Origin of the sequence: Marinomonas posidonica (assembly GCF_043643765.1) — a bacterium.
Taxonomy (GTDB): domain Bacteria; phylum Pseudomonadota; class Gammaproteobacteria; order Pseudomonadales; family Marinomonadaceae; genus Marinomonas; species Marinomonas posidonica_A.
The window spans coordinates 53,112-78,062 of the sequence record NZ_JBHZSP010000014.1; the positions used below are offsets into that span (position 1 = coordinate 53,112).

Consider the following 24,951-nt stretch of genomic DNA (forward strand, 5'->3'; position numbering starts at 1 on the left):
GCGTCTTACATTTCCTTCGATCTAGCGATCTGTTAGATTTACTCTCTTTCAATGATTTAAGAACCTTGCGCAGCCATTATGGACCTTCCTCTTTACGAAAAGATTGCTAACCAGATTGAGCAACAAATCCAAGAAGGTATTTTTTTGCCAGGCGTTAAAATTCCGTCTGTTCGCAAATCCAGTAAACAACTAGAGGTCAGTGTCGCAACCGTACTTCAAGCTTACAGCTTACTTGAGGACAGAGGCGTCATTAAAGCGCGCCCACAAAAAGGGTATTTCGTTCAGGAAAACAACCTAAAACTTAAGACCGAGTCACCATTAAACTCGGTCAAACAAGAGCAAAGCGTCCATGCTTTACTTCACCATCTGCTGCACGTTTCCCAAGATGAAAACATTGTTCAATTCGGGGCAGCCATTCCGAAAAGCCACTTTTTACCGATTCGACAACTGCAACGTTCCGTTGGTCGCTTAATGCGTCTAGAACCAGAGATTTGTGCTGCTTACGAATTCACACCTGGCTCACTGGCGCTACGAAGGCAAATCGCCATTCGTATGTTAGACAGCGGCTGTCAGCTTCAGCCCAGTGATATTACCATCACGTTAGGTTGCCAGAATGCTCTAATGCTCGCTCTGCAAGCCGTCACCAAAGCTGGTGACACCATTGCGATAGAAAGTCCAGCTTACCATGGTGTGTTGCAAGCCATAGAAGTACTCAAACTAAACGCGGTTGAAATAACCTGCTCGACCGAAACAGGTCTTGATCTCGACCAATTAGAAATGGCCAATCAACAGCAAGATATTAAAGCTTGTATTGTGACCCCTAATAATCAGAACCCAACCGGTGCCACCTTAAACCATCAAGCACGACAACGTTTAATTAAGCAATCAAACGATTATGATTTTATTCTCATTGAAGACGATGTTTATGGTGAATTAAGCTACCAAGATAAACGTGAACGCGCTTTAAAAGCCGACGATGTCTATAATCGAGTCATCTACACCAGCTCTTTTTCAAAAAGCATCGCCCCAGGCTTTCGTATTGGTTGGATTATTGGTGGACGCTTTCAAGCCCCAATCGAGCACTTCGCCTACGTGCAATCTTTGGCTATTCCCACCCTAACTCAAACCGCCATAGCTAACTTTTTAGAAAATGGCGCATACGATCGTCACCTACGAAAAACCCGAGCCACCTATCAAGAAAATTTAATTCGTTGTCAGGAGCAGATTAAAAACCATTTCCCAAACGGCACTCAAACATCCACTCCGAAAGGGGGGTTTTTATTATGGGTTCGCCTCCCTGCTGATATTGATACGATGCAGTTGCACGCTCAAGCACTTGAAAAGAATATTGGCATACTCCCGGGGTTGGCCTTTAGCCTTCACCGTCAATTCGCTCACCACTTCCGCCTAAACTACGCCCTAAATTGGGACTACAACACAGATATTGCACTAAAAGAGTTAGGACAGCTTTGTCATCAACAAGTTAGCAAAAACTAAGTTCATATCCGCAAATAAATAGGGTAGCATCGAGTTAAACGACTTAGGCAAACTGTATATAAGTAGAAGTTATGAATTTGGCTCAACGCATCTTTAAATCCGTCTGTACAGGCAGAGCAAAAAGCGTACAATTCGCATTCTTTTTTAAACACTCAGCCATTTTGGCCGATAACTTGACTATATGAATTAAAAGCTGGCTTTTTTGTGATGGAATTTGTAGCACATCCGAGAGACCTTCCATTAGAGATCACCCTAATTGAAGATCAGCCTTTTCCTTCTATTTGTGAGAATAGAGATGGCTTTGTCGGTATAACCTACCTGAGCGTAAACCCGTATAACGATGGCTGCTCTGTAGAAATAACATTGGAAGAAATCGACCCAAACTTCTGTGTCTCTGGGCGCATAGCTTGGTGCAATAAAGAAAGCGAAGGCTATTTGATTGCGATCGAATTCCCGACCAAAGAAGAATGTTATTGTGTGCGTATGATAGAACAACTTTCGCAAATCGAGCATTATCGGCGCCAAGCGAAAAGCCAAGGTCGACGCTTAAACTATAACGAAGCCGCGGCCGAATGGATCCAGAAATTTGCCGCCAGTTTCCCCGCATTTACCGCCTAACCTAAGCCAATACGAATCACATTATGACAGCAACACTTTCTCAAGCGGATATTGACATTATCACAGCTCAGCTTGGCCGTACGCCAAGTGGTATAAACGCAATCGCTCACTCATCTCCTAACGGCACACCACAAGTGCTTGAAATGGAAACATGGGTTTTCGATCAACCTTTCCCTACTTTATATTGGCTTTCAAGCAAAGCCATTGATAAAGCACTGGCGAAAATTGAAAGCCAAGGCGTTGTAAAACAGCTAGAACAAAGAATCAAAGAAGATGAGGCATTACGAGAAGCTCATCATGCCTCTCATCAAGACTATGTGACTCGACGTTGGCAAGTCATGAGCGACGAGCACAAAGCCATTATTGAAGAGAAAGGTTTTAAACCTTTGTTCGATAAATTGGGGATAGGTGGCATTGCCAACTGGGATCAAGTACGTTGCCTACACATGCATTACGCCCATCATTTAGTCGGCGATAATGTGATTGGTCGCATTCTTGACGAAGAATATAACATCCGCCAAATTGCTGATGCCGAGTAAGTTTAAAGGTGACAGTAGAACAAAAAATGGCTTTGCAGAGTAACTGCAACGCCATTTTTTTACTCTCTAAGTAACGCAGGAAGGTCTACTTCGCCACAGCCGCTTCTAGCTTGGCTTTCAGCTCATCCGCTGTTTTCACACTGGGTAAGATCGCTCGAATACGGTTAAACGCATTTTGGGCCACTTCCGCACGCTGAGCATAAGTAGTCAATGCGCCACCTGTCCAACCCGCTAACTTAACCATTTCATTTTTAAAATTATTTCCAGCAACGCCATGCCCGCCCAGCGCCATTAAGGCATCTTCTATTTGTAAATAGCTAGGACGTTCGCCACCGAACTTCATAAAATCATCTTGTTGCACTTCGGCAAACTGTTTTGACATCGCAAAAAACCTTTTCTAAAACTTATAATATCTTTAAGTTAGCCATAATTATGACAAGGCACAAGGGCACACTTGTAGAAAAACGTAAACACACATTAAGTGTTTGTACGAACTCGGTTCACTGCCTTTTGCCAGCCCTTATATAAGGCATCGCCTGATGCCTTATCCATTTCAGGCTGGAAAGTTTTATCCGCTTCCCATAATTGACTGATGCCCTCTAAAGATGAATAAATCCCCACTTTCATACCTGCTAAAAACGCCACACCCAACGCGGTAGTTTCCGTGACGCAAGGGCGTTCTACCGTGACATCTAACAGATCGCTTAAAAACTGCACCATAATGTCGTTGACCACCATACCGCCATCCACTCTCAGGGAACGAAAGTTGGCTCCGTCTTGCGCCATCGCATCCACCAGATCCCGTGTTTGATAACACACTGAACGCAACCCCGCACTGACAATATCCTCAACACTGGTATCACGCGTTAAACCTATCATGGCACCACGGGCATCAGGGTCCCAGTAAGGTGCACCCAAACCGGTAAAGGCGGGGACCAGATAAACCGAATCGTCATTCAACGCTTTTTGCGCCAAGCTTTGCGTTTCTTTGGCATCACTGAACAGTTTTAGACCATCTCGTAACCACTGGATCGCCGCACCAGCGACAAAAATACTGCCCTCTAATGCGTACGTTACTTTGCCGTTAAGACGATAGCCGACTGTCGTCAGTAGCTTATGCTCAGATTTGAGTGCCTTATCCCCCGTATTGAGAATCATAAAGCAGCCTGTCCCATAGGTGCTTTTCACCATACCTGGGGTAAAACACGCCTGACCCACTAGCGCTGCCTGTTGATCCCCAGCGATACCATTCACTGGAATGCTGGCGCCCAACCATTGAGGATCTATGTCACCAAAATCGGCACTGCAATCCATCACTTCTGGAAAAATCACGTCCGCAATACCAAATAATTCAATCAGCTCTTGATCCCATGCTTGCTGATGAATATTGAACGCCATTGTCCGAGCTGCATTGGTTGCATCCGTCTTATGGGATTGACCTTTTGTTAGATGCCAAAGCAAATAACTGTCGACCGTGCCAAAGGCTAATTGGCCAGCCTTAGCTTTTTGTTTCGCTCCTTCTACATTTTCCAATACCCAACGTATTTTGGTGGCGGAAAAATAGGGATCAATCAACAACCCTGTTTTTTCTTGAACCTTGCTCGCCCAACCTTGCTCGACCAAGGACTGGCAATAAACACTGGTGCGTCGATCCTGCCAAACAATGGCATTGTAAACCGGCTTGCCTGTCGCTATGTCCCAAAGAATGGTGGTTTCCCTTTGATTGGTGATACCAACACTGGCTATCTCTTGTGCAGCGATGCCTGTATCCTTAAGCACAGATTGACAGACCGCCAAGGTTGAAGACCAAATGTCCTCTGGATCATGCTCTACCCAACCATCATTGGGAAAGATCTGCGGAAATTCTTGCTGAGACTGACCAATGCGATTGGCTTTTTCATCAAATACAATAGCGCGTGAACTGGTAGTACCTTGGTCGATTGCAAGAATATAATGGGTCATGGCAGATTCTCTTTGAGATATCGGTCACTTTCGATAAGCGACTTAATTGTTGTTTTGTTTTTTGAACATGAATATTCAAATTCGAATATTCTATATTAAAAACCAATGGGGACTCCTTTAGCAAGAGTAACCTGTAAGAGGAGAAGAAAACGGTATGGGGCAGCTTTCTCGCCAAGACAAGATCGTCGCGTTAGTAAAAGACAAAGGCTACGCATCCATTGATGAACTGGCCACGCAATTTTCCGTCACACCACAGACCATTCGACGTGACATCAACGAACTGGCAAAAGCAGGTCAAGTACGTCGTCACCACGGTGGCGCCAGTTACGATTCCAGTACCACCAACGTCGCTTATGCCACACGACAAATTTTACAACTGGGCGCAAAAGAACAAATCGCCAAACGCATTGCTGCTGAAATCCCAAATAATGCTTCCTTGTTTATCAACATAGGCACCACGACGGAGACAGTCGCCCGAGCGCTTCTCAACCATCACGGCCTACAGGTGATTACCAATAACCTTAATGTTGCCACCATTCTCAGTGGCAAAGAAGACTTCAATGTCATCATTGCTGGCGGTACTGTCCGTTCCCGCGATGGTGGCGTTATGGGTGAAGCAACCATCGATTTCATCAATCAATTTCGCGTTGACTTTGGCATAGTCGGCATCAGTGGGATTGATCCACATGATGGCTCACTACTCGACTATGACTATCAAGAAGTACGAGTAGCACAAAGTATCATTTCCAATTCAAGAAACGTCTTCTTAGCCGCTGACAGCGAAAAGTTTGGTCGTAATGCGGTAGTGAGATTAGGCAATATCACTCAAGTAGATCGCCTCTTTACCGATGAGCAACCACCGAAAGCCATTAGTAAACTCATGAAAGAACATAAGGTTCAACTCGAACTTTGTAAGCCAAAACACTAATTTCGCTCCCCCTTCACTCTTTTTGAATCACTGGTTTTATGAGTGACCATGCTTTGAATGGTCACTAAATCTTCACATTATCAGGCTTGCTATTCCCTCTGCCTAGGTTTAGTATCGAAACTAAATGTTCGTTTTCGAACATGATCTATTTTCGATTATGAGGCTAAGCATGACTCAAACACATTTTGATCTCTTCGTAGTAGGCGGTGGCATTAACGGTACTGGCATTGCGGCAGACGCTGCTGGACGAGGCTTATCCGTCGGCCTATGTGAAATGGGCGACCTGGCCCACGCCACGTCATCATCAAGCAGTAAGCTGATTCATGGTGGATTGCGCTACCTAGAACATTATGAGTTCCGTCTGGTAAAAGAAGCCCTGAACGAACGTGAAGTATTACTAAAAGTCGCCCCTCATCTAGTTACCCCGATGCGCTTCCAAATGCCTCACCGTCCTCACTTACGTCCAGCTTGGCTAATACGCATTGGCATGTTTCTTTATGACACATTGGGCAAGCGTGAAACCTTGCCAGGTTCAAAACGCGTCAAATACGGCACGGATAGCCCACTGAAAAACGACATTACACAAGGGTTTGAATACTCAGATTGCTGGGTAGATGATGCTCGATTGGTGGTGACCAATGCGCTCAGTGCACAACAACATGGCGCGTCTATTTTTGCTCGAACACGTTGCTCTTCAGCGAAGAGAGTGGACGGCAAATGGCACATTATTTTGACCGATGAAACCACACATGAAACCACTGAAGTCACTGCAAATGGTTTAGTCAATGCCGCTGGTCCTTGGGTATCTTCTTTTATTGAAACCAAGGTGGAACGAAAAGCGCCTTACGGCATTCGCATGATCAAAGGCAGCCACATTGTCGTGCCTAAGCTTTATCAGCATTCCAATGCCTTTATTATGCAAAACACAGACAAACGGATTGTGTTTGCTATTCCTTATCGTGACGACTACACATTGCTTGGCACAACCGATGTGGAATACAAGGGTGATCCGAATAAAGTCGCCATCTCGGAAGACGAAACCAATTATATCTTGCAAGTGGCTAACGATCATTTCAAACAAAGCCTAACACCGAAAGATGTGGTGTGGAGCTACTCAGGTGTGCGTCCGCTTTTAGAAGATGAATCTTCTGATCCTTCTGCCGTGACACGTGATTACACCTTACACCTTGATGATGATTTAGGAGCCCCTCTACTGAGTATCTTTGGCGGCAAGATCACCACCTATCGTAAGCTGGCGTTATCCGCCATGAAAAAACTGGCGCCCTTCTATCAGCAAATGGGAGAGGAATGGACACACAGCAAGCCACTTCCAGGTGGTGAATTGGGTATGTCACTGGACGCTTACGCCATGAAACTTCAACAAGACTTCCCTTTCATTGGCGCGCATTTAGCACAACGCTTTGCCAACAGTTACGGCAGCCGTACTCAATTAATCTTAGGTAATTTGGATTCTGTGGCAGCGTTAGGAAAAGATTTCGGTAACGAGTTATATCAAGCAGAAGTCGATTATCTGATCGAGCAAGAATGGGCTCGCAGCGCGGAAGACATTCTATGGCGCCGAACCAAACTCGGTTTGGAGTTCACAGATGACCAGGTCACTACTCTAGAAGAGTACGTTCAATCTCGGCTTTAACCAGCCAGCTCTTCTGTACGTTTGCCCGCCTAGTCGATTGTCTAGGCGGGCTTTTTTTGCTTTACTAACGACCTCCTAAACACTCTTTGACGCCAACAATGGAAGCTAGCCATATGGATCTCACGCTGTTCGATTTACCAATTTGGATCTATACGGCCTTATTCGCTACGGCGTTTGTTGCTGGCGCCATTGACGCCATCGCAGGCGGTGGTGGTTTGATTACTGTTCCTGTATTACTGGCCGCAGGTCTTTCTCCTGCACAAGCCCTCGCCACTAATAAATTACAGGGCTGCGCAGGCACTTTGTCCGCCTCTTACCACTTTATTAAAAAAGGTCAGGTAGATCTAAAACAAATGCTACCCGCCATAATAATGACGGCCATTGGCGCGATATTGGGCACCTTATTGGTGTCTTATCTCGACAGCAGTTTACTGCTCAAAGCCGTACCCATTATTTTGATCGCCGTCGCGATTTTCTTTTTCTTCTTACCCAAAGTTCAGCCTTATCTAGCCAGCAAATTTTCCCTAAGTCATCTGCAATTTGCTGTCATCATTGGTACCAGCATTGGCTTTTACGACGGTTTAATTGGTCCAGGTACCGGCGCTTTTTTCTCTACGGCTTATCTTTGCCTAATGGGATTAACCCTAGTGTCAGCAACCGCCCACACCAAAATCCTAAACGCCACCAGCAACGCGTCCTCCTTACTGGTGTTTACCTTCAGTGGTCATATCATCTGGACATTGGGCATAGTGATGGGTGTGGGACAATGGCTAGGCGCCCAAATTGGCTCACGTCTCGTCATTACAAAAGGGACTAAGTTAATCCGTCCTATGGTCATTATTATGTGTTTAGCCATTTCAGTGAAACTGCTTATCAACCAGTAATCTTTAACGCTTCCGGTTTCGTTAACGCATCGTCTGGTGAATATCGATAACATTCCGCCACCAGCCATTTTAGCAACTGCTGAACAGGCTCCCTTTGATATTGCGCTTCCGGACAAGCAAACACATAGGCATGATTTTCATCTAAAATATCATCAAATGGTTTCACTAGACGACCATGCTGAATATCGTCCATCACCAATGGCGTTCTGCCTAGCGCCACACCTTGTCCCGCAATCGCTGCCTGCACGGCCAAATCGCCACGGTTAAAACTGATACCTCGAGATGGCTTAACACCTTTTGCATTGGCTAGCTGTAACCAACGCTCCCACTCAGCATAAGGACTTGAAAAACGCCATTCAGAATCATCATTAAGTAAGGGCACATCGGCTAATTGATTGGCATGGGTTAAGCCACGCTGCTTGAGAAAGGCTGGACTGCATACTGGAAACACCTTGTCCTTCATCAGGGGCACCAAGTGGCTTTTGGCATTGTGTACATGACTGTGAACAATGGCAACGTCAATACGATCACGCTGAAAGCTCACCTCTCTATCGTTGGCCTGGATGCGCAGCTGCAGATCTGGATAAGTTTCTTGCAAGCTGCCCAGACGAGGGATCAACCATTTCGTCGCAAAAGAGGGCATCACCGAAACAGACAGAATGTTTGAGCTTTCTTCTTCCTGCAACTCACTGATCAAACCACTGATTTCATTAAAACTATGATTCAACTGAACAGCCAGTCTGGCACCAGCAACCGTCAGCTCCAAGCGCCTATGATGACGAGTAAAGAGACGGAATTTCAAACGCTCTTCCAACTGACGAATTTGCTGACTCACCGCACCTTGAGTAAGGTGCAGTTCCTCTGCCGCCTTAGTAAAACTCAAGTGACGTGCCGCAATCGAGAAGGTATTCAGCCCTGTGAGCGGAATAGATTTCATATTTGCTTACCCTTAAAAAGAAACACGAAACAAACAATACAACGAAGAGTTTAGCATTAGTCTTGCTAATGCTAAAACTCAATTTATATCGTTTGTCAGTTAATCTAATTTCACTAGAATAAGCATCATATCTTTGGATTCTTACAGCAATCTAAAGAGTGTTAATACAGCCCTAACTGTATGAATCCTAAGGCATGCCCCCACAGTCGTGTCTTAGGCGAATATCACCATTCCCACAGGATGATGCTATTCAAGCTGCTAGTTACTTTTATTTAAGCCGGACCTATGTCCGGCTTTTTTTATGCTGATCACAACCGACAAAAACAAAAAAAGCGATGGCATTCACCATCGCTTCCTGAATATCTAATGGTCAGTTAATGACTCATTATGCCGCCTTGTCTTCCAATAGCAGCGCTTTAGAGAACTGACCCAACGCCAACTTTTCCATCAAGCGAACCACTTGGCAGCTGTAGCCGTACTCATTGTCGTACCAGACATACAAGGTCGCTTGGTTGCCGCGCACCTTAGTAGACAAAGAATCCAAAATACCTGCTTGTTGAGAGCCAATGAAATCAGAACTCACAGCATCGGCTTCTTCACTGAAGCCAATTTGACCGGCTAATTCAGCGCTGTTAGAAGCGGCTTTTAACAAGGCATTAATTTCGTCTACTGACGTGCCCGCTTTAAGATTCAAGCTCAATACAGCAATAGACACATTAATGACAGGAACACGAATCGCACTGCCACTCAATTTACCTTCTAGTGACGGAATGGCTTTTGATACTGCTTTAGCAGCACCCGTTTCAGTCATCACCATGTTCATACCGGCTGCGCGGCCACGACGATCACCTTTATGAATGTTATCAATCAAATTCTGATCATTGGTGTAAGCATGAACCGTTTCAACGTGACCAGACTCAATACCAAACTTGTCTTCTAACACGGACAAAATAGGCGTGATGGCATTGGTCGTACAGGATGCTGCAGAGACAATCTTATCTTCTTCCGTGAGATCAGAGTCATTCACACCAAACACAACATTCTTCATTGATTTGCCAGGCGCGGTAAGCACAACACGCTCAATGCCAGGGCGATTCAAATGCACACTTAAACCATCGTGATCGCGCCAGCGGCCCGTATTATCAACCAACAAGGCTTTTTCAATGTTGTAAGCCGTGTAATCAACTTCTGCCGGATCCGATGCGTAAATGATTTTAACCGCATTGCCATTAATCATTAACACTTGATTCGCTTCATCCGCCTTTACAATACCGTCATAAGCACCATGAACTGAATCGTATTTAAGCAAACTAGCGCGTTTCGCTAAATCATTTGGTCCAGCATTTCGCACCACGATCGCAGCCAACTTCATGCCTGGTGTCGTATGCCCAAGCGCACACATGCGACGTGCAAGCAAACGACCAATACGACCAAAGCCATATAGCACGACAGGCACTTCAGTACCATCAGAAGGCTGAGCGGCTAACATAGAGGTTAAATCAGCTTGCGCTAACAAGTCCTCTAGTTCCACACTCGTTTGAAGCAGTTCGCTGGCATACAATTCTTCTAACACACTATAGACTTGCACTAGATCTAACTCAGAATGTTGATCAAAAATTGCCATTAATCCTGTTACAGAATCCGCCATCAGAGTGTTACCTGCTAGCTGAACTTTAATGGATTTTTCACGGCCAAGTTTACCAAGAAGTGGAATCATGGATTCTACTTGCGAGAGAGATTGTAACCAAGTGCTTGTCATGTTGTGCTCCCAAATGACGCTGTCGTATCAATATGGGCGCAGTCTACCGCCAGTTTTGAGCAAAAACAAATTGTAAGAAGACTACGAAAAGTCTTTAAAATCCGTAATTTAGGGGATTATTTTATAGAAATAACGAAATATAAAAGAAGAGTTAGAAACTTTACTACAGAAGCAAAGCATTGAAGCGAAAAATTAACAAATCCAACTCATTATGTTGTAAATTAGCAACGAAAATAGACAGGAAATTTCATCAATTATTTTTACAAATGACGTTTTCTTTCCGCCAAAATACCCAACAAACAAAAACACGCCAGTACCAATACAGGGCGATACATTAAATCCACTTGCGTGATCCCCCAATACACCAAGGGCTGAGTCCACAACGTCAGCAAACCATAACCAAAGGTACACATAAGAATAAAGGCGGCAATGCGCGCGATAAAAATCCACGAAGACACCAAGCGTTTAAGGTAACCATTAATACGATCACCATAAATCACCAAACAGGTGGCAACCAATGCCAAAGCAACATCCTGTAAGTGCGGTTGCAAGAAGTGCGCTAAGCGCAGATTGAGGTCGAGAATAAACATAGATTGATTTACTGCTAGGTCAAGACTAATTATTACGAGACAGGGATTCTACATCAATTCGCCCTGAGCTCTGAATGACTTTAGGACGCTCATCCACATACATGACCGATACATCGACACTGGTATTGTTTAAATGAATCTTTGTATAGTCCTTGAGTCGCCATTCCACGTCACCAAGACCATTATCCAGACGCCCAGAACTTGGCGTACCGTACTTCTTCAGCAATAAATCGCCTAAAGCACGGCGCTGACGGCTGCTTTTCACCACGCCAGAAAGTAACGCCTGCACTAAATACCCAGACTCGTTACTCTGTATGGTTAAATCGGTCACACCTAGAATCCCCTCAGGACCAAGGCTGTAACTTTGCATGCCATCTTGATATGAGGGATAACTTTCTACCCCCATGGATTTTAGTTGTTCACCCAAATCTGACAATTTCAGATTATTAAAGGGCAAACCAAACAATTCTGACTGGCCAGATACTCGTGCGGTGCTAGCCTGAGTATTCGCCCATAATTGCTGTGACACCAAAACAAATAAGGCGAGGATACAAGAAGTAATCACCCTAGGCATGAATCTATCCCTACATACATCGATATTCCACTTTTGCCGTCAAAAACGAGCAAACCTGATATATAATACAACACGAATCGCTCCAACAACTCAAGGAGCACAGACAGTTTATTTTATTTGAGGTAATACATGGCACTCGTTATTGGCATCACTGGGGTATCTGGCAGTGGAAAAAGTCGACTTTGCTCCCTGCTAGCAGAAGGACAAGATTCAAAGATCACTGTTCTTTGCCAAGACAGCTTTTATAATGGCTGCGGCAGCATAGACCCGGATGTCTATAACTTTGACGACTTAAATTCATTGGATCTAGAGAGCCTAACCTTGGCGATTCACAACTGTAAGAATCGTCAGCAACCAAATGAGATCCCAGTCTACGATCACTCTCAACACAAACGCATTGGCTATCGTAATTTAGAGCCAACTCACATAGTCCTAGTTGAAGGCCACATGATGTTTCAAGATCCTGGCATTCGCGATGCTGTGGATTATCTATTGTTTGTTGATACGGATATGGACATCGCCATCGTACGTCGCTTAAAACGAGACATCGCTGAGCGAGGCCGAGATGTAAACGAAGTCACCAGCCGCTACATGCGTCATGTTCGTCAAGCCTCCATCAAAACAATCGGTATTCGCGACAAAGCGGACTTTATTATCCCCAATAATAAAAGCTTCACCAATGCAGCCAATTTATTACGCAGCCACATTGACTTCTTACTCAAAGAAAAAGGCGCTAAATAGCGCCTTTTTCTTTCATAGAATACGAGGGAAACTCTTACTTCTTAATATCATCAAAGAAACGCTTCACCCCATCAAACCAACTCTTTTGCTTTGGAGAGTGATTCGTACCTTCGCCCATGGTTTCAGACAATTCCGTCAATAACTCTTTTTGGCGAGCCGTTAGATTCACTGGCGTTTCCACCACAACCTTACAGATCAAGTCACCCACTGGGCCACCACGTACCGGTTTCACACCTTTGTTACGCAGACGGAATAATTTACCCGTTTGACACTCTGCCGTGACTTTCAAACGCACACGACCATCTAATGTCGGTACATCGATTTCGCCACCCAAAGCGGCCGTTGTGAAACTGATCGGCACTTCACAGTACAGATTCGCACCATCACGTTCAAAGATGCTGTGCGGTTTCACAGACACTTGAACAAACAAGTCGCCCGCTGGACCACCATGTGTTCCCGCTTCGCCCTCACCAGAAAGACGAATACGATCGCCCGTGTCCACACCAGCAGGGATTTTCACGTTTAGTGTTTTGTATTCTTGCTTACGGCCTTGGCCGTGACAATCTGAACAAGGATCAGAAATAACCTGACCTTGACCGTGACACTCTGGACACGTTTGCTGTACAGAGAAGAATCCCTGAGACATACGTACTTGACCAGCACCGCCACAGGTTCCACAGGTTTTAGGAGTAGACCCTTTCTTGGCACCAGAACCGTCACACGTCTCACACTCTACTAAAGTAGGAATGCGGATCTTTTCTTCACAGCCCCAAACAGCTTGTTCTAAATCAAGCTCTAGGGTGTAGCGTAGATCGGAGCCACGACGGGTACGACTTTGACCACCGCCACCGCCGCCAAAAATATCACCAAAAACATCACCAAAGATGTCACTAAAACCACCCGCTCCAGCACCGCCAAAGCCACCAGCTTGACCATTTACACCTTCATGACCAAAGCGGTCATAAGCCGAGCGCTTCTCTTCAGAAGACAATACCTCGTAGGCTTCCGCCAGCTCCTTAAATTTATCAAGCGCTTCTGGGTTATCTGGGTTCTTGTCTGGGTGATACTTATTCGCTAAAGAGCGATAAGCTTTTTTGATCTCTTTCTTATCCGCGCCTTTGGCTACCCCAAGAACGTCGTAATAGTCTCTTTTGCTCATCGCAGGTATTCCTGAATCGTAAAAGTCTGCATGTCTCATTTAAGCCGTAACAAGCGCTGCGGCTTAAACAGCAAGGCACGGTTGTAAACCGTGCCCGCCATCGCTTGCCTCGCAATGAGGCGGTTTCATCAGAATCGACGATTATTTTTTATCGTCTTTTACTTCTTCAAATTCCGCATCAACTGCATCGTCTTGCTGAGGTTGTGCTTGTTCAGCACCTTCCGCAGCACCGGCAGCGGCTTCTGCATCAGCGTACATCTTCTGAGCCAATGAACCAGACGCTTGCGTCAAGGCATTGGTTTTCTCTTCGATCTTCTCTTTATCGTTAGACGTTAGCGCCTCTTCCAATTCAGAGATTGCTGTTTCGATTGCCGTTTTCTCTTCTTCAGTCGCTTTATCACCTGCGTCTGCAAGTGTCTTACGAGTCGCGTGGATCATGCCGTCAGCTGTGTTGCGAACTTGTACAAGCTCTTCAAACTTACGATCTTCTTCCGCGTTCGCTTCCGCGTCCTGTACCATTTTCTCGACTTCTTCATCGCTTAAGCCAGAAGATGCCTTGATCACGATAGACTGCTCTTTACCCGTTGCTTTGTCTTTCGCAGACACACTCAAGATACCGTTCGCATCGATGTCGAAACTTACTTCGATTTGTGGCACACCACGTGGTGCTGGCGGAATATCTGCCAAGTCGAAACGACCGAGTGATTTGTTCTGTGCCGCTTGCTTACGCTCACCCTGCAAAGCGTGGATAGTTACTGCATTCTGGTTGTCTTCCGCTGTCGAGAAAGTTTGTGATTTCTTAGTCGGAATCGTGGTGTTCTTCTCAATCAAGGTCGTCATCACACCACCCATTGTCTCGATACCTAGAGACAAAGGCGTCACGTCTAGAAGAAGAACGTCTTTTACGTCACCAGCCAATACCGCACCTTGAATAGACGCACCAATCGCAACCGCTTCGTCTGGGTTCACATCTTTACGAGGCTCTTTGCCGAAGAATTCAGTCACTTTAGATTGAACCAAAGGCATACGAGTCTGACCACCAACCAAGATAACTTCGTCGATATCAGAAGCCGATAGATCTGCATCTTTCAATGCTTGACGGCAAGGCTCTAGAGACTTAATCACCAACTCTTCAACCAAGGCTTCTAACTTAGAACGCGTCAATTTCACGTTCAAGTGTTTAGGACCCGTCGCATCCGCTGTAATGTATGGCAAGTTCACTTCTGTTTGAGAAGAAGAAGACAACTCAACTTTGGCTTTCTCACCCGCTTCTTTTAGACGCTGTAGTGCTAATGGATCGTTGTGTAGATCGATACCAGTGTCTTTCTTAAACTCAGCCGCCAAGAATTCGATCACACGCATGTCGAAATCTTCACCACCTAGGAAAGTGTCACCATTCGTCGACAATACTTCGAACTGTTTCTCACCATCAACATCCGCAATCTCGATGATAGAGATATCGAATGTACCACCACCAAGGTCATAAACCGCGATCGTAGAATCGCCTGAGTTCTTATCTAGGCCGTATGCCAACGCCGCCGCTGTTGGCTCGTTGATAATACGTTTAACATCTAGACCAGCGATTTTACCCGCGTCTTTTGTTGCTTGGCGTTGAGAATCGTTGAAGTAAGCCGGTACAGTAATAACCGCTTCTGTAACGCTTTCACCTAGGTAATCTTCTGCTGTCTTTTTCATTTTCTTCAAGACTTCTGCAGATACTTGAGGTGGTGCTTTCTTTTCACCTTTGACTTCGACCCAAGCATCACCATTTTCTGCAGAAATAATCTTGTACGGCACCATAGAGATGTCTTTTTGTACTACATCATCTTGGAAACGACGACCGATCAAACGCTTTACCGCAAACAAAGTGTTGGTTGGGTTCGTCACTGCTTGACGTTTTGCAGATTGACCCACTAATACTTCACCGTCTTCAGCAAAGGCCACAATCGAAGGTGTTGTACGATCGCCTTCCGCATTTTCAATTACACGCGCTTTTTCACCATCAAGAACAGCAACACAAGAGTTTGTTGTCCCTAAGTCGATACCAATGATTTTACCCATCGTTTGTCTCTCCAATAAATTCGTTTATAACAAGGTTACTTCTGTATTTGGGTACGCTTAAACACTTTTCAAGCGTCCAGTGTCAAAAAAATGACGGTCACATTATGCGGCGCTTGAAACCACGACCATTGCAGGTCTCAACAGACGACCATGCAAGGTATAACCCTTCTGAACAACGTCCATAACAGTGTTTGGTTCTAGCTCAGGGTTTGGCACCATCGTCATCGCTTGATGCAACTCAGGGTTGAAGGGTTCGCCGTGTGGATCAACGGCTTTCACTTCAAAACGCGCTAGGGTTTCAAGCAAATCTTTTAACGTAAGCTCAACGCCTTCTCGAACCGGATCCGCTTCCCCCGTGTCGGCCGCAGAAGCAAGAGCACGTTCTAGGTTATCCGCGACGTTAACGATGGCTTTGGCAAATTTCTCTAAACCAAACTTATGCGCTTTTTCAACGTCCTGTTCCGCACGGCGACGAACGTTTTGTGCGTCCGCTTGGGCACGAAGAGCCGCTTCTTTATACTGGGCTACTTCTTCCAACGCTTTCGCAAGTTCGTCGTTTTCAGCTTCCGCTTCTAACAGCTCAGCTTCTGGCTCTAATAGCTCTTCCACTGCTTCGTTTTTTGCTTCACTGTTCAAATCTTGCTCCGCCTCTTGATTAGGATTTTTTTGCTGATCACTCATTGTTTAACTCCAAATAACAGAAACTATTCTTTCTCTGTGGTGGGTATATGGGGACGGCTTTTTACCTTTCAACACTAAGACCGCATTAAATTTAAGGAATTAATTCCACACCTGCCACTTGTCAAAAAACAACCAAATACTGTATAAATAACCATATAAAAATTTTCTCTTTGTGGAGCCAACTATGCTAACCAGCATCGCAATATCCAACTTTGCTATTGTGGAGTCCTTGGAGCTTGAGTTTAAACAAGGTATGACCGTCATTTCTGGAGAAACCGGCGCAGGCAAATCCATCATGGTGGATGCCCTATCTCTGTGCTTAGGAGACAGAACCGATGCCGGAGTCGTTCGCCACGGAGAAAAAAAAGCCGACATTTCCGCCAGCTTTGATATTCAAGACTACCCGCATGTTCATCAATGGCTGGAGGAAAGAGATCTGGAACAAGAGCAACACTGCATACTGCGCCGTGTCATTAGCAAAGAAGGCCGCTCTAAAGCCTACATAAATGGCCGCCCTTGCACCTTGAGCGACCTCAAAGAAGTGGGTGGCCAGTTAGTCGACATACATGGCCAACACGAACACCAGTCGCTTCTAAAGAAACACGCACAACGCCAACAGCTCGACGAATATGGTCAACTCACTGAACTAAGCAAGCAAGTTCAACTGCAATACCAAGTATGGCGTCAATTAAAAGACGAACTGTTCGCCAAACAGAATCAGTCAGCCGAGCAAGACGCGAAGATTCAGTTATTGTCGTATCAAGCACAAGAACTCGAACAGCTTGATCTAAAAGAAGGGGAAATTGAGTCCTTGGAGCAAGAGCAAACGTTTCTTTCCAACATTGCGGACTCTCAGGTCAAAGCCTACCAAGCCAGCAATTTACTCGCAGACAACGAAGAAGGCAGCATCTGCTCTTTACTCAACCAAGCCATTCACAGTGCCAGTCAAATTACCCCTCCGACACAGGAGTTGGAAAGTGCACTAGAAATGATGAACGCTGCACTCATTCAAGCACAAGAAGCGACGGACAGTCTCCGTCATTACCAAGACACTCTTGAACAAGACCCTGAGCGCTTAACCAGTGTCGAAAATCGCTTATCTGATATTTATGACACAGCACGCCGCCATAAATGCTTACCCGAAACCCTCATCTCATTACGAGAATCGGTTGAAGGAGAATTGTCTAAACTGCAAGGCGGAGAAGAAAGCCTAGAAGCACTCAAAGAAAAAGAAGAATTAGCCTATGAAAAGCTCACCGCTTTAGCGACCAACCTAACAGAACAACGCATTAGCACCAAAGACGAATTGGCGAAAAAGGTTGAAGAACAGATTCACGGTTTAGGCATGCCTCATGCCCGTTTCTATATTCAATGCCAACCACTCAATCAAGTCACTGCCAATGGCTTTGAAGACATCGAATACATGATTGCTTCCAACCCAGGCCAACCCGCTCAACCGCTTCGCAAAGTGGCTTCTGGCGGTGAATTGTCACGGATTAGTTTGGGTATTCAAGTGGTCACCGCCCACACCTCAACCATACCAACTTTAGTCTTTGACGAAGTCGATGTCGGCATCAGTGGTGGCATTGCCGAAGTCGTTGGGCGCATGTTGCGTTCTGTTGGTCAACGCGGCCAAGTGTTCAGCGTGACGCACTTAGCGCAAGTGGCCGCACAAGGGCATCAACATTTACAGGTGAGCAAAAAAGTCGTTAATGAAGCCACCTCATCTGAGGTCAAAGTGTTGAAAGAGCAAGACCGAACGCAAGAAATCGCTCGTTTACTTGGCGGGCTTGAGTTAACAGAACAAACACTCGCTCACGCTCGAGAAATGCTCAGTAATGTGCAGCTGCAGTAATATTTTTAATAAGAACCTCATCATCAGCCAGTAAATTTCTACCAAGTAGACAGCAAAAAGGGCTTAAACCCTAAAAGTTTAAGCCCTTCCTTTGCTCACAAAGGAAGCCACCGTTAAGAGGCACCCTTCGCTATTGCTCTGTGGTTATTTTTTCTTTGGACGCACGTACATAATCAAACTGTGGTCTTCAATATCATAACCATGTTCTTCAGCGATTTCATGCTGACGTTTTTCAATCACTGGGTCAACAAATTCAATCACTTTACCTGTTTCTAAACAGATCATGTGATCATGGTGGTCGCCTTTTTCCAACTCAAATACCGCTGTGCCCGCCTCAAAGTGATGGCGCTGAACCAATCCAGCCGTTTCAAACTGTGTCAGAACTCGATATACCGTGGCCAAGCCAACGTCTTCGCCTTGATCAAGCAAGGTACGGTAGACATCATCTGCGCTTAGATGGTGGTCACCTGCTTTCTCAAGAATTTGTAAAATTTTCACTCGTGGCAAGGTTACCTTGAGTCCCGCTTTCTTTAGCTCTTGATTTTCGCTAGTCATGAGTCATTCTCTATTCGATCTTATTGATAATTACTTTATCATTAGCATACCAAAGTAAGGATAATACAAATGAAAAAATCAGTTTTAATTTTATGTGCCGCACTTTCTTTAGGTGCATGCAGTTTATTTCCACCGCCTTACAAGGTTCCAGTAACGCAAGGAAACCTTGTAACACAGGATCAGCTTTCACAGCTTAAAATTGGTATGTCCGAGTCTCAAGTTACTTATCTTCTCGGTAAGCCAATGATTCAAGATACGTTCAAACCAGATGAGTGGCACTATGTATACACGTCTCAATATGCGACATCAGAGACAAAACAAAGCGAAGTAACCGATCTGGTCCTTACTTTCGACAATGGCACGCTAACCAAGATTAAAAATCATTAAGATTTTGTGCTTTTTGCTGCTCGGTTGGCCCTAGCTTGTTTAGGGTCAACTTTCAGCTCACGATACAACTCGACTCGCTCACCTTCTTTTAGCACTTGCTGGTCAGCATTGCGTACCGCTTTGCCAAAAATACCGACTTTCACGTTTTCCACGTCTAACTCAGGAAAAAATACATCAATGTTGGAGCGACGTACAGCGTCACGCACAGTACAATCTTCTTCCACTTCCAATGACACAATTTTCTGCTTTTCAGGCAAAGCGTAAGCCACTTCCACTCTCATACTATTCACCATACACGACTTTTGCGCGCTTACTGAAAGAATCTACCATGGTATTCGCTATCTGACTAAACACACCACCAAACGCAAATTTCAGCATACCACTTAATTCGAAGTCGATACTCAAAGCGATTTTACAGCTTGTTGATGACACTTCAGTAAAGGTCCACACACCATGAAGGCGTTTAAAAGGGCCTTCTACTAACGTCATTTCAATACGACGATTCAACGTTAAAAAATTCTTCGTCGTAAACGTCTGCTTTACTGGCCCTTTGCCCACTTCCAAGGAAGCGACAATTTCCGTTGGGGTTTGTGAAATCAACTTAGCCCCCAAACAACCCGGTAAAAATTCAGGATAAGCATTGACGTCATTCACTAAATCATACATTTGCTCACAACTAAAATTAACATGAGCAAAACGTTCTATACGACTCAAACTAAACTCCTATCCAACCTGCCACAGTTATGACCATCATGGCAGGAATACTGATGTATTTTAACGTACCGTACCACCATTCAAAATGGCTAATTTGCTTGGTTATCATCTCATTCTGCAACATGGTACGCGGAATAAACCAAGCCACCAAAATAGACAGTAAAATAGCCACGACAGGTAACAAAATCAAAGACGTTAGCTCATCTAACAATTCAAAGAAATTCAGCCCAAACAAGATTTTACTGTCCCAATGGTTAAATGACAGCAAAACGGCAATGCCAATAAACCATACCGCAATCCCCATGAGCAATGCGGCTTTTAAACGGGCAATATAAAATTTCTCATGCAACCAAGCGACAAACAACTCCAACATGGAGATAGCCGACGTTAACGCAGCAATCACCAGCAGAGCAAAGAACACACTGGCAAAAAACTGACCACCTGGCAAGCCACCAAAAATAATGGGTAAAGAGACAAACGTCAGACTGGGTCCGGCTTCCACGTCAATTTGAAAGGAAAAGACTAAAGGAAAGATCAACAAGCCAGCAAGAATCGCCACTAACAAATCGACCCCTACCACAATGCCACAGGCACGAGTAATCGACATACGTTTGCTCATGTAAGCACCGTAAGCAAACATCGCCCCCATGCCCACACTCAAACTAAACAAAGCCATCCCCACGGCAGCCAATACCACGTCAAAGGTAATGTCTTGCCACGACCAACCAAACATAAACTCTAAGGTTTTAGACATGTCACCAACTGTCATCGAGTAAGCCGACAAACCTAACAAACTGATCACCAAGGCGGGCAATAAAATTCGTACTAAGGCCGACAAACCTCGCGTCACAGATTGCCCTACCGTCAGTACCACCAGCGCCATAAAGACAGAATGCCAAAGCAGCATTTCACTTGGATTCGCTAACAATCCTTTAAACATGGCGATGGCGCCAGCTTGAGTGATTTGTTGAAAATCCCCAGAGATTGCTCGCTCCAAATAGCCAATTGACCAGCCCGCAATCACACTGTAAAAAGTCAGTATCAAAAAGCCTGTAATGCCTGCTAGCCAAGGCACAATCACCCAAGCCTTATGAACAATACGGCGCTCACTTAAATCATTTACTGTGTCTACTGGGTTAGAACGAACCGTACGGCCAAGAGCGACCTCCGCCACCAGCACGGGCAAACCGACCAGTAACAAACATAAGCAATAGACTAATAAGAAGGCACCGCCGCCGTTTTGTCCGAGCACATAAGGGAATTTCCATATATTCCCCAAGCCAACCGCCGACCCACTGGCCGCAAAAATAAATATCCACGGACTTGACCAAATACCTTGTAAACATCGACTTTCAGGCATAAATTTAGGCTCTAAGAAAACAACAAAGTGAGAATGAGAAGAGACCACCTTAGAAGGAATAATGACTCTACTCAAATAAATTTAGTAAACAGATGTGAATTTTCCATCATTCAGGCGCATACCTCAAGAAAAGCATAGGTTTTTGCCTCTATCGACCGTATAATTTTTCCCTATGAGCAAAGTAAAGAAAAAATCCAACAGTACTGGCACCATTGCCCTTAACAAACGCGCCAAGTTCGACTACTTCGTAGATCAAAAATTTGAAGCTGGCCTAGCCTTATCTGGCTGGGAAGTCAAAAGTTTACGCGAAGGCAAAGCGCAACTTGTCGATTCCTTTGTCATCATTCACCAGAATGAGGCTTGGCTAGTCGGCGCGCGTATTACCCCATTATTAAGTGCTTCTACTCACGTCGTATGCGAACCGTTGCGCCAACGCAAACTCTTGCTTAACCGCAAAGAAATTGATCGCATCATTCAAGTGACAGAGCAAAAAGGTAAAACGTGTGCTGCCATGGCACTTTACTGGAAAGGCAACAAGATCAAATGTGAAGTGGCCTTAGTAACCGGTAAAAAAGACCATGACAAACGAGACACAGAACGTAATCGCGATTGGTCTCGTGATAAAGAAAGATTGATGAAACACAAAATATAAAGTGTGGAATCATTGTGTCTGACTAGCGTAACCGCATAGGATTCGTTAGAATGGCCGCAACTTCGGGGATGACATGGTTTCGACGCCGGTTACAAAACCTGAGGTGCATGTCGAGAGTGATACGTGATCTCGTAAATCCACATGTATCAATTATATAGTCGCAAACGACGAAAACTACGCTCTAGCAGCTTAATAACCTGCTAGTGTGCTGCCCCCAGGTTGCTTGTAGCCCGGGATTCCGCAGTATCATAAATTACGAGATGCTATCCGATGCCCTGCCTGGGGATAAGGATCTAAGATTAATCAGGCTCGCCGACTATACCCTGTCCTTCGGGCGGTAGTTGGTCAAAAAATAGAAGTGACTAAGCATGTAGAGCCAATGGCAGAGGACTGACGGACGGGGGTTCGACTCCCCCCATCTCCACCAATCAAGCGCTTGATTTTAAAGAAGTTTTTAGACTTTATGATCAACACGACACACATTTGACACACCGTGACAAATGTAAGTCATCAAAACCTAAAAGGGGTGATCTTATGATCACCCCTTTTTTATTGATTTTGACATTCTTTCCGCACTTCTTTTTCCTGCCTGTCTTCTAGGCGCTTAATACGGATATGATAATTCCACAATATATAACTCAATATCATTACAGAGCTATTCGCACCTGTGCCAGTGATTTGATTTAATACTTCTAAATCCATTTACTCGATTAACTCCTGTGCTTGTTCGCCACCCCAGTTGGCAAGCGGCGTTGCTAGATGTGGCGGTACGCCAATGTAAAGCAACGCACCGCCGATCACTGTTGTTGCAATCCACTTAGCGGCTTTTCCTTTGAAAAATTTCATGCTGTTAGTTCCTTTATTGAATTTTTGATGTACCAAGTTGAGAAAGGCACCGCGCCAATTTCAAACTTGATGATTGCCTTTACGATCTTGTAAAGGTTCGCTTTTACGCTGATAGCTTGATCAGCATTTACCCCCACAGCGTTGGCAACATAATTAATGTAGTCATCTGTTGGGTTTTCATGGCTTGGTGCATATCGTGAGATCAAGCCGCGCACTGTGTTGATGCCATGAAGTTTTTCGTAATTCGTTAGCAGTTTGGCACCCGCTCGGATGCCGTAAGAGTGCGTTTTAAAGGTTTCAAACGCTGGATCATTACCCGCTATTTTTCCGTCCCATTGAATGTTGGTTTTCACTACGTTCATGGGGTTTTTGTTGCGCATGCCGCGCACGTTATCAACTGCAAGCATTTTGCTTCCCCTGTAAATTGCGTAAGCCAGCCCTAAGCCGCCCACGGCTAGGACGACTTTATTCATTCTGGCACTTCCTCTGTGCTGTCTTCTTCCGCTGTGTCTTGTTCCAATTCAGAAATATGCTCTTCTATTGGTACAGGCTCGGTTAGGCTTGCGCCTTCTGGCACCCGTTCACCGATGCTTTCAATTTGATATTGTTCGCCGTTTTCATCCCAGTATTGGACACCACGAAAATCATCAATTAGTGACCAGCCCGAACCGTTAAAAATGACGGCTTGATTTGCCCCTGCTTTGACTGTCGGCCATTGGGTAATGGCGTTTGCTGGTATTAGGTATTCACCATCTACAAGCGGGTTTTTGTCACTGTCATTAAGAACGGTTTTACCCAAGTATTCTTTGGTTGTTGGGTGGTAGTTGTATATGTTCATGGGTTCCCCTTACTGATAGCGAATGCAAAACATTAATGCGATATTGCGAGGGCGGTTTTCATTGGCGGTTGGTACTACACGAGAGGCATCAAAAGAAAAACCACCGCTGTAATAAGAGCCGTCATCCAACCTTGCTCGCCCAGTGTTACCCCCCTTAATAAAAGCGCCACTACTGCCAGAGAAATTACCTCGGTTTGCACCTGACATACTGCCAGTAATGTTTCGGATCGCATCATTTTGCCAACTACCAATCTCACGGCCAGCATCAATACCAATTCCATCATCTAGACCACGTACAAATTCCCCTCTTAAATCTGGAATGGTGAATGTGGTTGATCCGTCACCAGTACCAAATTGGCCACGCTGTTTACTACCTTGATCAACTAAATTACCGCTTGCTTGCGCATACTCCCACAGCCGCCAAAACACAGTGCGACTCAATGTGGCGCCATTCGCTTTGATGGTGTTTTGTGGCGGCGTGCTGGCAGCGTATTTTTCAATACGGCCAACCCCGCCAAACTCCATAGAACGAAGAATTTCAATCTCGGCATTGATGCTCTTAATGTCTTTGATTAGCTTTGCGCCACCGACAAAATAAACCGCCATTAATATTCCTCCATTACATGAATAGAAATGGCCTGACCCGAAGGGTTCCAGACCTTAATGGCCGCGCTGTGGAACTGTTCGACTTCGCCCATTAGGCCACCACCACAAGGCAAAATTGCCCCTGTATTGGCGCTGGCTCCATTGTGGCTAATGCGACATAAGGCGGTTTCGTCTGCTTCCGAGTAGCCCTGAACCACCAAACGCTTACGGTTTGCACGCCCCGTAATAGTTAATGAATCATTCGCAGCAAGTGAAAACTCTTGTGTCGCAAAGCGTTGAGCCGTAGACACATCAACGGAACCGGACACGGCCACCGCCGAACCTGAAACGTCCACCTTTGGCATTTGGGACACTATGACAGTAGAACCAGAAGTATCCACGGAACCGGACACGGCCACCGCCGAACCTGACACGTCCACTTTTGGCATTTCAGACACTTTGACACTTGAGCCAGAAACAGACACCGCTGAACCTGACACGTCCACCTTTGGCATTTGGGACACTATGACAGTAGAACCAGAAGTATCCACGGAACCGGACACGGCCACCGCCGA

29 protein-coding genes and 1 other RNA gene are annotated in these 24,951 nt (G+C 45.3%); 11 read left to right on the forward strand and 19 right to left on the reverse strand.

Annotation, left to right across the window (positions count from 1 at the left end; genetic code table 11):
- The first annotated feature begins 78 nt into the window (after nt 1-78).
- The 3 genes from ACHUFM_RS15585 to ACHUFM_RS15595 all read left to right on the forward strand — a co-directional run bounded on the left by ACHUFM_RS15585 (nt 79) and on the right by ACHUFM_RS15595 (nt 2,654).
- Nucleotides 79-1,497 (forward strand): aminotransferase-like domain-containing protein, encoded by a 1,419-nt coding sequence (locus tag ACHUFM_RS15585; protein ID WP_394183319.1) that lies wholly within the window; start codon nt 79-81, stop codon nt 1,495-1,497.
- 207 nt (nt 1,498-1,704) lie between these two features.
- A complete protein-coding gene (locus tag ACHUFM_RS15590; RefSeq protein WP_394183321.1) occupies nt 1,705-2,115 on the forward strand; it encodes an energy transducer TonB in 411 nt (136 codons plus the stop codon).
- A gap of 23 nt (nt 2,116-2,138) precedes the next feature.
- Nucleotides 2,139-2,654: a DUF501 domain-containing protein gene (locus tag ACHUFM_RS15595; RefSeq protein WP_394183322.1), complete on the forward strand. Its 516-nt coding sequence runs from the start codon at nt 2,139-2,141 to the stop codon at nt 2,652-2,654.
- A gap of 85 nt (nt 2,655-2,739) precedes the next feature.
- Here the strand turns inward: ACHUFM_RS15595 and ACHUFM_RS15600 are convergent, their stop codons facing one another.
- Both ACHUFM_RS15600 and glpK read right to left on the reverse strand, forming a co-directional pair.
- A complete protein-coding gene (locus ACHUFM_RS15600) occupies nt 2,740-3,036 on the reverse strand; it encodes a hypothetical protein (protein WP_394183324.1) in 297 nt (98 codons plus the stop codon).
- 95 nt (nt 3,037-3,131) lie between these two features.
- Nucleotides 3,132-4,616 (reverse strand): glycerol kinase GlpK, encoded by a 1,485-nt coding sequence (gene glpK, locus ACHUFM_RS15605; RefSeq protein WP_394183326.1) that lies wholly within the window; start codon nt 4,614-4,616, stop codon nt 3,132-3,134.
- A gap of 154 nt (nt 4,617-4,770) precedes the next feature.
- Here glpK and ACHUFM_RS15610 point away from each other — a divergent pair, with 154 nt between their 5' ends.
- The 3 genes from ACHUFM_RS15610 (at nt 4,771) to ACHUFM_RS15620 (ending at nt 8,082) form a co-directional block, all read left to right on the forward strand.
- The gene (locus ACHUFM_RS15610) at nt 4,771-5,544 is read left to right on the forward strand and encodes a DeoR/GlpR family transcriptional regulator (RefSeq protein ID WP_113872763.1); all 774 of its coding nucleotides are present in this window, start codon (nt 4,771-4,773) and stop codon (nt 5,542-5,544) included.
- A 169-nt stretch (nt 5,545-5,713) separates the two neighbouring features.
- Nucleotides 5,714-7,198, forward strand: a complete 1,485-nt coding sequence (gene glpD, locus ACHUFM_RS15615) for a glycerol-3-phosphate dehydrogenase (RefSeq protein WP_394183327.1) — start codon at nt 5,714-5,716, stop codon at nt 7,196-7,198.
- Nucleotides 7,199-7,311: 113 nt separating this feature from the next.
- Complete coding sequence (locus ACHUFM_RS15620; RefSeq protein ID WP_394183328.1) at nt 7,312-8,082, forward strand: TSUP family transporter; 771 nt, start codon at nt 7,312-7,314, stop codon at nt 8,080-8,082.
- Here the strand turns inward: ACHUFM_RS15620 and gcvA are convergent.
- The 4 genes from gcvA to ACHUFM_RS15640 form a co-directional block, all read right to left on the reverse strand.
- Nucleotides 8,072-9,019: a transcriptional regulator GcvA gene (gene gcvA / locus ACHUFM_RS15625; protein ID WP_394183330.1), complete on the reverse strand. Its 948-nt coding sequence runs from the start codon at nt 9,017-9,019 to the stop codon at nt 8,072-8,074. The two genes, ACHUFM_RS15620 and gcvA, sit on opposite strands and share 11 nt — an antisense overlap.
- A 385-nt stretch (nt 9,020-9,404) precedes the next feature.
- Nucleotides 9,405-10,778, reverse strand: a complete 1,374-nt coding sequence (locus tag ACHUFM_RS15630) for a glyceraldehyde-3-phosphate dehydrogenase (RefSeq protein ID WP_394183331.1) — start codon at nt 10,776-10,778, stop codon at nt 9,405-9,407.
- A 260-nt stretch (nt 10,779-11,038) separates the two neighbouring features.
- Nucleotides 11,039-11,368: a DUF3392 domain-containing protein gene (locus tag ACHUFM_RS15635; protein ID WP_394183332.1), complete on the reverse strand. Its 330-nt coding sequence runs from the start codon at nt 11,366-11,368 to the stop codon at nt 11,039-11,041.
- A 25-nt stretch (nt 11,369-11,393) separates the two neighbouring features.
- On the reverse strand, nt 11,394-11,942 hold the full coding sequence (locus ACHUFM_RS15640) for a uridine kinase (RefSeq protein ID WP_394183334.1): 549 nt from the start codon (nt 11,940-11,942) through the stop codon (nt 11,394-11,396).
- A 129-nt stretch (nt 11,943-12,071) separates the two neighbouring features.
- Here ACHUFM_RS15640 and ACHUFM_RS15645 point away from each other — a divergent pair, with 129 nt between their 5' ends.
- The gene (locus ACHUFM_RS15645; RefSeq protein WP_394183335.1) at nt 12,072-12,683 is read left to right on the forward strand and encodes a uridine kinase family protein; all 612 of its coding nucleotides are present in this window, start codon (nt 12,072-12,074) and stop codon (nt 12,681-12,683) included.
- 34 nt (nt 12,684-12,717) lie between these two features.
- On the opposite strand, the gene dnaJ is transcribed toward ACHUFM_RS15645, so the two are convergent.
- From dnaJ to grpE, 3 genes are all read right to left on the reverse strand, one after another.
- Complete coding sequence (gene dnaJ, locus ACHUFM_RS15650; protein ID WP_394183337.1) at nt 12,718-13,842, reverse strand: molecular chaperone DnaJ; 1,125 nt, start codon at nt 13,840-13,842, stop codon at nt 12,718-12,720.
- A 141-nt stretch (nt 13,843-13,983) separates the two neighbouring features.
- A complete protein-coding gene (gene dnaK / locus ACHUFM_RS15655) occupies nt 13,984-15,903 on the reverse strand; it encodes a molecular chaperone DnaK (RefSeq protein WP_394183339.1) in 1,920 nt (639 codons plus the stop codon).
- Nucleotides 15,904-16,005: 102 nt separating this feature from the next.
- Nucleotides 16,006-16,584, reverse strand: a complete 579-nt coding sequence (grpE, locus tag ACHUFM_RS15660) for a nucleotide exchange factor GrpE (protein ID WP_394183341.1) — start codon at nt 16,582-16,584, stop codon at nt 16,006-16,008.
- Nucleotides 16,585-16,768: 184 nt separating this feature from the next.
- Here grpE and recN point away from each other — a divergent pair, with 184 nt between their 5' ends.
- The gene (gene recN / locus ACHUFM_RS15665; protein WP_394183343.1) at nt 16,769-18,439 is read left to right on the forward strand and encodes a DNA repair protein RecN; all 1,671 of its coding nucleotides are present in this window, start codon (nt 16,769-16,771) and stop codon (nt 18,437-18,439) included.
- Nucleotides 18,440-18,583: 144 nt separating this feature from the next.
- On the opposite strand, the gene fur is transcribed toward recN, so the two are convergent.
- On the reverse strand, nt 18,584-18,994 hold the full coding sequence (gene fur / locus ACHUFM_RS15670) for a ferric iron uptake transcriptional regulator (protein WP_063331727.1): 411 nt from the start codon (nt 18,992-18,994) through the stop codon (nt 18,584-18,586).
- Nucleotides 18,995-19,063: 69 nt separating this feature from the next.
- On the opposite strand from fur, the gene ACHUFM_RS15675 reads away from it, so the two are divergent.
- Nucleotides 19,064-19,381 carry an outer membrane protein assembly factor BamE gene (locus ACHUFM_RS15675; RefSeq protein ID WP_394183345.1) on the forward strand — a complete coding sequence of 106 codons (318 nt, stop codon included), beginning with the start codon at nt 19,064-19,066 and terminating at the stop codon, nt 19,379-19,381.
- Here the strand turns inward: ACHUFM_RS15675 and ACHUFM_RS15680 are convergent.
- From ACHUFM_RS15680 to ACHUFM_RS15690, 3 genes are read right to left on the reverse strand one after another with little or no spacing between them, the layout of a single operon-like run.
- The gene (locus tag ACHUFM_RS15680) at nt 19,378-19,662 is read right to left on the reverse strand and encodes an RnfH family protein (RefSeq protein ID WP_245931833.1); all 285 of its coding nucleotides are present in this window, start codon (nt 19,660-19,662) and stop codon (nt 19,378-19,380) included. The two genes, ACHUFM_RS15675 and ACHUFM_RS15680, sit on opposite strands and share 4 nt — an antisense overlap.
- 1 nt (nt 19,663) lies before the next feature.
- Complete coding sequence (locus ACHUFM_RS15685; protein WP_394183347.1) at nt 19,664-20,095, reverse strand: type II toxin-antitoxin system RatA family toxin; 432 nt, start codon at nt 20,093-20,095, stop codon at nt 19,664-19,666.
- 1 nt (nt 20,096) lies between these two features.
- Nucleotides 20,097-21,455 (reverse strand): sodium-dependent transporter, encoded by a 1,359-nt coding sequence (locus ACHUFM_RS15690; protein ID WP_394183349.1) that lies wholly within the window; start codon nt 21,453-21,455, stop codon nt 20,097-20,099.
- A gap of 172 nt (nt 21,456-21,627) precedes the next feature.
- Here ACHUFM_RS15690 and smpB point away from each other — a divergent pair, with 172 nt between their 5' ends.
- The gene (smpB, locus tag ACHUFM_RS15695) at nt 21,628-22,107 is read left to right on the forward strand and encodes an SsrA-binding protein SmpB (protein WP_063331732.1); all 480 of its coding nucleotides are present in this window, start codon (nt 21,628-21,630) and stop codon (nt 22,105-22,107) included.
- Between the two features lie 64 nt (nt 22,108-22,171).
- Nucleotides 22,172-22,534: a transfer-messenger RNA gene (ssrA, locus tag ACHUFM_RS15700) on the forward strand.
- A gap of 122 nt (nt 22,535-22,656) precedes the next feature.
- On the opposite strand, the gene ACHUFM_RS15705 is transcribed toward ssrA, so the two are convergent.
- The 6 genes from ACHUFM_RS15705 to ACHUFM_RS15730 all read right to left on the reverse strand — a co-directional run.
- Nucleotides 22,657-22,809 carry a hypothetical protein gene (locus ACHUFM_RS15705; RefSeq protein WP_394183351.1) on the reverse strand — a complete coding sequence of 51 codons (153 nt, stop codon included), beginning with the start codon at nt 22,807-22,809 and terminating at the stop codon, nt 22,657-22,659.
- A complete protein-coding gene (locus ACHUFM_RS15710) occupies nt 22,810-22,953 on the reverse strand; it encodes a hypothetical protein (protein ID WP_394183353.1) in 144 nt (47 codons plus the stop codon).
- Nucleotides 22,950-23,426 carry a hypothetical protein gene (locus ACHUFM_RS15715; protein WP_394183355.1) on the reverse strand — a complete coding sequence of 159 codons (477 nt, stop codon included), beginning with the start codon at nt 23,424-23,426 and terminating at the stop codon, nt 22,950-22,952. Before ACHUFM_RS15715 ends, ACHUFM_RS15710 begins: the two co-directional genes overlap by 4 nt.
- A complete protein-coding gene (locus tag ACHUFM_RS15720; RefSeq protein WP_394183357.1) occupies nt 23,423-23,791 on the reverse strand; it encodes a hypothetical protein in 369 nt (122 codons plus the stop codon). The genes ACHUFM_RS15715 and ACHUFM_RS15720 overlap by 4 nt, the downstream gene beginning before the upstream one ends.
- A 9-nt stretch (nt 23,792-23,800) precedes the next feature.
- Nucleotides 23,801-24,397 (reverse strand): phage tail protein, encoded by a 597-nt coding sequence (locus ACHUFM_RS15725; protein ID WP_394183359.1) that lies wholly within the window; start codon nt 24,395-24,397, stop codon nt 23,801-23,803.
- Nucleotides 24,397-24,951 (reverse strand): hypothetical protein (locus ACHUFM_RS15730; protein ID WP_394183361.1); only part of this gene is annotated, 555 nt, incomplete at its 5' end. The genes ACHUFM_RS15725 and ACHUFM_RS15730, both read right to left, overlap by 1 nt.